This is a genomic window from Bacillus cereus group sp. N21, from assembly GCF_016483395.1.
GTDB lineage: Bacteria > Bacillota > Bacilli > Bacillales > Bacillaceae_G > Bacillus_A > Bacillus_A pseudomycoides.
In genome coordinates, this window is the sequence record NZ_JAEHBX010000130.1 from 1 (window position 1) to 5,997 (window position 5,997).

Here is a 5,997-nt window from a genome sequence, read left to right on the forward strand (position 1 = left end):
AAAATATCTCATGTCTGATTCTCCTAGATCCTGTTTTCTAGAGTGTAGCTTCATGTAGAAAACTTTGCAACAGAACCCTATACTATAAGTAATTCTTTTTATTGTTTATATATTGCTGTTTCCTGTTGCAGAACTCTTATGAAAGAGTTCTCTTTTTTCATTCTAAAAATTCACACAATATTCAAATATCACTCCTAAAAATGTTAATATCTGTTATATAATAAAGAGGTCCTAGAAGTCTTAAGATATATTAATCCCTAGTTTTCTGATAAGATAGTTTGTTTTGCCCTTCAGTTTGCAATATCTTAAAAAGAACTTGTATTTTTTACAAGTTCTTTTTGTAGTGAAAACAAATGTAAACTTTTGATATTAGTATGGGTATTTTTGCCCATCCCCCGAAAAGGGGGAATAAGACAAAATATACCATTTATATACTAAATAGAGTGTTGTAAACTAGATTCATATTCTTTGACTCTTCTATAAAATGTATTACTGTTCATTCCTACTTTTTTCATCGCTTCTACTGCAGTAATTTTATGGTTTTTTCATACTCCCTCTTGTAATGTTTCTAACACTTCAATTGCCTATTCACACCATTCAATGTACATTTTTGAATACCTTATCCCATATTCAACCGTAATATACTCTCCTATTTTCTGTTTTTGAATAGAAGATTAGTTAGGGAATTGAATGTCCTTCCACTTTTGTGTTTCCTTCATCATATACGTTTCTCTCTCAATTACTTTCTCTAATAAAGAAACCGCCTCTTGAACTGGAATAAAGTGAAAACTAGAGGATTTTAACAAAAACTCATCCTTTATACGCTGTGGATTCGTTATTGAATGGATAATTCACTCAATAAGAGCTTATTCGCCCTCTCTCGTTAAAGAATATACTTTTTTATTTGGACTTCCCTCTTGATAAATATATTTAAACGTAACAAGACCATCGTTGATAACTCTTTATACACTTGCGAATGACTTGAATTCCAAGGATATATGATCTGCTCTTGAAAAGTAAGATATAGATCATAACCAGTTTGTTTTTTTCTTGAAAGTAGTCCTAGTAATGCATATCGAATCGACATTCTTAAAACGCCTAAGGTTGCTTTAAAATTGTGAATTATTTGTTTCAAAACTACTATATCCATTGTGAAAATTTTAATATAACAATATTATAAACATATGTTTTTTTAGTCATATATGTTTTTGATAATAATAAGAAAGGAAAATATGATGAAAAGAATATAATCCCACTATTAATTGTTCAATTCTTACTCAATTACAAGAATGGATTCAAATGGATCACAGAACTGCTGCAATATTAATGTTTGTTTGGATACTATATGCATTATTTCCTGCTTGTTTGCTGTGCTATGTTATTTATCCATGTTAAGTACAAGAAGTAAAAGAGAAGAAAGAAATAGAGATAAATAGAAATAAATAAGGGGGTTCAAGCAGCATGTTTTTAGCTCTGCGTGAATTAAAACAATCAAAATTTAAATATGGATTAATCGGGCTTATGATGGTTCTATTATCATTTTTAGTCCTTGTGATTTCTGGATTAGCAAATGGTTTAGCGTATAATACTGTCTCTTCCATTCAAAATATGGATGCCCAAAAGTTTGTATTAGCAAATGATGCGGAAAATTCATTGCTCCGTTCACAAATTAAGAAAGAAGATGTGGATGATGTAGTAAAGCAAGTTGGTGCAAAAGATGCTGTACCATTCCATGTGAAAGTTTCGACATATGAAAAGAAGGATAGTTCAAAAAAGGTTGATATTGCAATATTTGCAAGTGAACGTGAAACATTCTTGGAACCAAATATTGTGAAAGGTAATGCATTAGGAACAGCACAAAATGAAATGATTGCTGACGAATCGATTAAAGAAAAAGGCATAGATATTGGAGATATGATTATCGATCCGGTTTCTAAAAAAGAATTTAAAATTGCTGGCTTTACAAAAGGTCAAAAGTTCAGTCATACACCTGTTGTTTATGTGAATCAAGATGTATGGGGAGAAATTGCACAACCGAACCAAAAGGATTACAACGCAATTGCTCTTCGTACTGATAAGGAAGTAAAAAATGCACATGTAATAGAGAAAAACGAAGTTCTTCAAAGTATTCCAGGCCATAAAGGGCAACAAAACTCATTAACAATGATTATTGCATTCTTACTCGTGATTGCAACGCTCTTAATCGGTGTATTCTTCTATGTTATTACATTACAAAAAACACAGCAATTAGGTGTACTAAAAGCGATTGGAACAAAAAATTCGTATTTAGCAAATAGTTTAGTTGTGCAAGCATTATTCTTATCTGTTGTCGCAATGGCTATAAGTATTGTGTTAGTAGAAGGTTTGCAAAGAATTTTGCCAGAAAGTATGCCATTCTTATTGACAACGACAATGATTGGCCAATATGCAGGAATCTTTATTGTAATTAGTATACTAGGAACACTGATTTCCTTATATCAAGTATTAAAAGTGGATGCACTAGAGGCAATTGGAGGGGGCATGTAATGACATCGCTATTGAAACTAGATAGAGTTAGTAAAGTATATGGTGAAGGGGACACAGAGGTAACAGCCCTTCATCCAATTTCACTTGATGTGAAGGCTGGAGAATTCATCGGTATTGTGGGGCCTTCTGGTTCAGGAAAAAGTACATTGTTATCAATTGCTGGAGCATTATTATCACCATCAAAAGGTAATATTTATATTGATGAGCAAAATATTACCCATTTATCAGAAAAGGAAATGACAGATATTCGGTTAAGAAAAATCGGGTTCATTTTTCAATTCGCTAATCTTGTTCCCTATTTAAATGTAAAAGAACAATTACTATACATTGCAAAATTAAAGAAAGAAGTCCGAAAAGAATCTGAAACGCGTGCGAATCACTTGCTAACAGTATTTGGACTATCTCAGAGAAAAAATCACTATCCACATCAGTTATCTGGTGGAGAAAGACAAAGAGTTGCGATTGCTCGTGCTTTTATGAATAATCCAGATTTAATATTAGCAGATGAACCAACGGCAAGCCTTGATTCAAAACGTGGACGAGAAGTTGTCGAAATGATGAAACGAGAAGTAAAAGAAAGTCAAAAAGCAGCGATTATGATTACGCATGATGAGAAAATTCTTGATGTATGTGATCGGATATTAACACTTAGAGACGGAAATTTAGTATAGGGGTACCGCCACATCGCTATCAAGCTAAGGTTAGGAAAGGTCAGTTTCAGAAGAAAATTTTATTATTTCACAGTTATTTATGAGGGTTTTGCTCATTTTTTCGTCTTGGGATATAACCAATAAATCCATATAGTCATTTCTTGATGACAGTAATGGGTGGAGTAAATCAATTGGAGCGTGATCTAATTCGCATGCGTCAGTGCGAAGGAATTGATCTTGCAAAAAAGGAAGGAAAGTATCAAGGACGAGTTAAAAAATATCATGAAAAGCATGCTGGAATGAATTATGCACTTAAGCTGTATGAAGAAGGAAATATGACAGTGAAACAAATTTGTGAGATTACCAATGTTTCAAGATCAGCTTTATATAGGAAACTACAAAACAAAGTATAATAATAAGTACCCGCCGCAATTGGGGGATTTTTCAAATGTGGCGGGTTATTCTGTGAATCGTTTCCGTACCCCATTTAGCAACACCTGTTTATGCTTTTTGAAACTTTGCAACAGAACCGATACTAAAATCGTAAAGGCAATTCTTCTAATGACCTCATTAGATAGCTACCTTTCCACTTTACTTGTTCTTTTTCACCTTGTATCTGTATATTTGGCATACGATGTAATAATGTAGGAATAGCAATCTTTGCTTCTAAACGAGCGAGTGGTGTCCCAAGGCAAAAATGACTACCATGACCAAAGGCAATATGACGATTATTCTCTCTTGTAATGTCAAATATATCAGCATTTGGAAAAAAAATTTCGTCACGGTTAGAAGATGCTAATGAAATAATAATCCTATCTTTTGGTTTAATATTTTGACCGTGTAATGTAAATGGTTCTGCTGTCCAACGTAGAGTGGTTAGTTCAACAGGACTGTAAAATCGTAACGTCTCCTCAATTGCTGAATCGATTAAATTAGGATTTTGACGGAGTTTTTGTAATTGAATGGGATGCTCAAGTAATGCTAACGTCATATTTGTAATTAAATTTACAGTCGTCTCATGTCCAGCAACGATAAGCAACGTAATTGTTGAGTATAATTCTTGTGTATTTAATTTCGTTCCTTCGCTTTCAGCCTTTATGAGTGCACTGATTAAATCATCTGCAGGGTATTTCCTTTTTTCGTTAACTAAATACTGTATATATTCAGCGAATTCCCCTAATTTTTGATTGTTTTCCTGCATATCTTCTAATGTATGTGGGGTATCAATAATCGCTTGTGACCAAACCCTAAATTTCGATTGGTCTTCAAGAGGAATCCCCAGCATTTCACTAATTACCATAATGGGCAAAGGAAAAGCGTAATCGTCTATAAGATTCATAGAATGATTGTGTTCTACTTTATTTAATAATGTATCAGCGACATGTTGGATTCGATCTTCAAGTTGTAAAATTATCTGAGGAGTAAATGCTTTTTGCACAAGTGATCGTAGGCGGCTATGATCAGGAGGATCTGAATTTAGCATATGCTTTCTTAAGAGTTTCCTATTTTCTAATGAAATGGGGGCTTTAACTTCTTCTGTTTTGCTAAACACATTTTCAATATTTTTCATTAATCTTACATCTTTTAATAGCGACATGGCGTCTTCATATCTCGTTATAAGCCAACTTTGATACTGTTCTCCTAAAGATAAGGGATAAACAGGGTGATATGCACGTAATTCTTTGTAAATATCATATGCTTCATGCTTAAAAGTAGAAGAAGTTAATTGCGTTTCTGATGCTAAAATAGGTTTCTGCTCGTTTTTTGAAGACATCAATCTAACCTCCATCTTATAAATTTTTGTAAATATAGCACTTAATTTGCATTATAACGCATTTGATTTTGATAAAGGTAAGAATACTCTGATAAAATATTACTTTACATAATGAAATAAAATCGAGAATATTTAGATACACGCCTTTTAATTCTCATTTTGGGTCGCTATACATACCCATCAAGCTAAGAAAACAGGTTACTCCCAAAACAAAAAAATGAGCTAAATTTTATTTTTGAAGACTTCAAAGGGTTCTGGTGCAAATATATGAAGAAGAACGCGGATAATAGTAGATTCCTAGTGAAATCGTATTTTATGCTATAAGTCCAAACACTTGGTGGATGAACTCTTTTTGATTTTGGACAGACTGATTGATATTATCCCCTTAAGGTAGACAGTGTAAAAAGACTACATTATTAATGTGGAATGTTACACTATACTTGGATGGGATATTTTTATGGCGAAAGAACTATTCCCAATGTATAAAGACTTACAATATGATAGGAAGTCATTCCCGTAAGGGAGTCTGTTTAGATAATGCATGTATCGAATCTTTCTTTTCTCATTTTAAAACAGAAACATCTTATTTTTTAGGGTGCCATTCAAAAGAACAATTGATCCAAGCTATTGAAAAATATATATGGTTCTACAATAATAAACGATTTCAAAAGAAATTAAACCAGTGTGCCCCGATTGAATATCGAAACACACTGGTAGCTTAGTCTTTTTCTGACTGTCTACCTAATGGGGAGCATATCATGTCCAGTAAAACAAGTTGCCCTTTTTTTACCATATGCATAGCTTCTATTCCAGAAATAATGGATGTAGCTGTGCGAAAGGATTTCAATCCTAACATCGAACGAACTCGCTTTTTAATAAACCGATGATCTTGTTCCACGATGTTATTGAGATATTTCACTTGCCTTAGTTGGATGCCTAATGGCATCTTTTTTTCTTTTTTCAATTCTTCAACTGCTATAGGATAAGCTGGATTCTTATCGACTGTCACGACACGAGGCTCAGAAATATGAAAAGACTGCAAAGCTT

At 33.1% G+C, this 5,997-nt stretch carries 7 protein-coding genes and 2 pseudogenes; 4 read left to right on the top strand and 5 right to left on the bottom strand.

All coding sequences use genetic code 11. The features are described 5' to 3' along the window. Positions 1-434: 434 nt before the first annotated feature. The 3 genes and pseudogenes from JDS96_RS33375 to JDS96_RS33385 all read right to left on the bottom strand — a co-directional run. Positions 435-545 (bottom strand): annotated as a pseudogene (locus JDS96_RS33375) (recombinase family protein); the annotation flags it as partial. 39 nt (positions 546-584) lie between these two features. Then, on the bottom strand, positions 585-668 hold the full coding sequence (locus JDS96_RS33380) for a virulence activator alpha C-terminal domain-containing protein (protein WP_374221023.1): 84 nt from the start codon (positions 666-668) through the stop codon (positions 585-587). Positions 669-674: 6 nt separating this feature from the next. Next, positions 675-806, bottom strand: coding sequence for a hypothetical protein (locus JDS96_RS33385; RefSeq protein ID WP_274605978.1), 132 nt, complete (start codon positions 804-806; stop codon positions 675-677). A gap of 655 nt (positions 807-1,461) precedes the next feature. Here JDS96_RS33385 and JDS96_RS29385 point away from each other — a divergent pair. From JDS96_RS29385 to JDS96_RS29395, 3 genes and pseudogenes are all read left to right on the top strand, one after another. Next, on the top strand, positions 1,462-2,526 hold the full coding sequence (locus JDS96_RS29385) for an ABC transporter permease (protein WP_199668946.1): 1,065 nt from the start codon (positions 1,462-1,464) through the stop codon (positions 2,524-2,526). Beyond that, the gene (locus tag JDS96_RS29390) at positions 2,526-3,197 is read left to right on the top strand and encodes an ABC transporter ATP-binding protein (protein ID WP_199668947.1); all 672 of its coding nucleotides are present in this window, start codon (positions 2,526-2,528) and stop codon (positions 3,195-3,197) included. The genes JDS96_RS29385 and JDS96_RS29390 overlap by 1 nt, the downstream gene beginning before the upstream one ends. A 122-nt stretch (positions 3,198-3,319) precedes the next feature. Next, positions 3,320-3,589, top strand: a pseudogene (locus JDS96_RS29395) (helix-turn-helix domain-containing protein); the annotation flags it as partial. A gap of 122 nt (positions 3,590-3,711) precedes the next feature. Here JDS96_RS29395 and JDS96_RS29400 read toward each other — a convergent pair. After that, positions 3,712-4,950 carry a cytochrome P450 family protein gene (locus JDS96_RS29400; RefSeq protein WP_199668948.1) on the bottom strand — a complete coding sequence of 413 codons (1,239 nt, stop codon included), beginning with the start codon at positions 4,948-4,950 and terminating at the stop codon, positions 3,712-3,714. A 497-nt stretch (positions 4,951-5,447) separates the two neighbouring features. Here JDS96_RS29400 and JDS96_RS33390 point away from each other — a divergent pair, with 497 nt between their 5' ends. After that, a complete protein-coding gene (locus JDS96_RS33390) occupies positions 5,448-5,672 on the top strand; it encodes an IS3 family transposase (RefSeq protein WP_199668949.1) in 225 nt (74 codons plus the stop codon). Here JDS96_RS33390 and JDS96_RS29410 read toward each other — a convergent pair. Continuing rightward, a partial coding sequence (locus JDS96_RS29410; protein WP_199668950.1) for a DDE-type integrase/transposase/recombinase occupies positions 5,669-5,997 on the bottom strand: 329 nt, incomplete at its 5' end. The genes JDS96_RS33390 and JDS96_RS29410 overlap by 4 nt on opposite strands.

Coding starts and splice junctions, on each gene's coding strand:
- JDS96_RS29385 (WP_199668946.1), top strand. CDS start 1,462: ATGTTTTTAGCTCTGCGTGAATTAAAACAATCAAAATTTAAATATGGA.
- JDS96_RS29390 (WP_199668947.1), top strand. CDS start 2,526: ATGACATCGCTATTGAAACTAGATAGAGTTAGTAAAGTATATGGTGAA.
- JDS96_RS29400 (WP_199668948.1), bottom strand. CDS start 4,950: ATGTCTTCAAAAAACGAGCAGAAACCTATTTTAGCATCAGAAACGCAA.
- JDS96_RS33390 (WP_199668949.1), top strand. CDS start 5,448: ATGATAGGAAGTCATTCCCGTAAGGGAGTCTGTTTAGATAATGCATGT.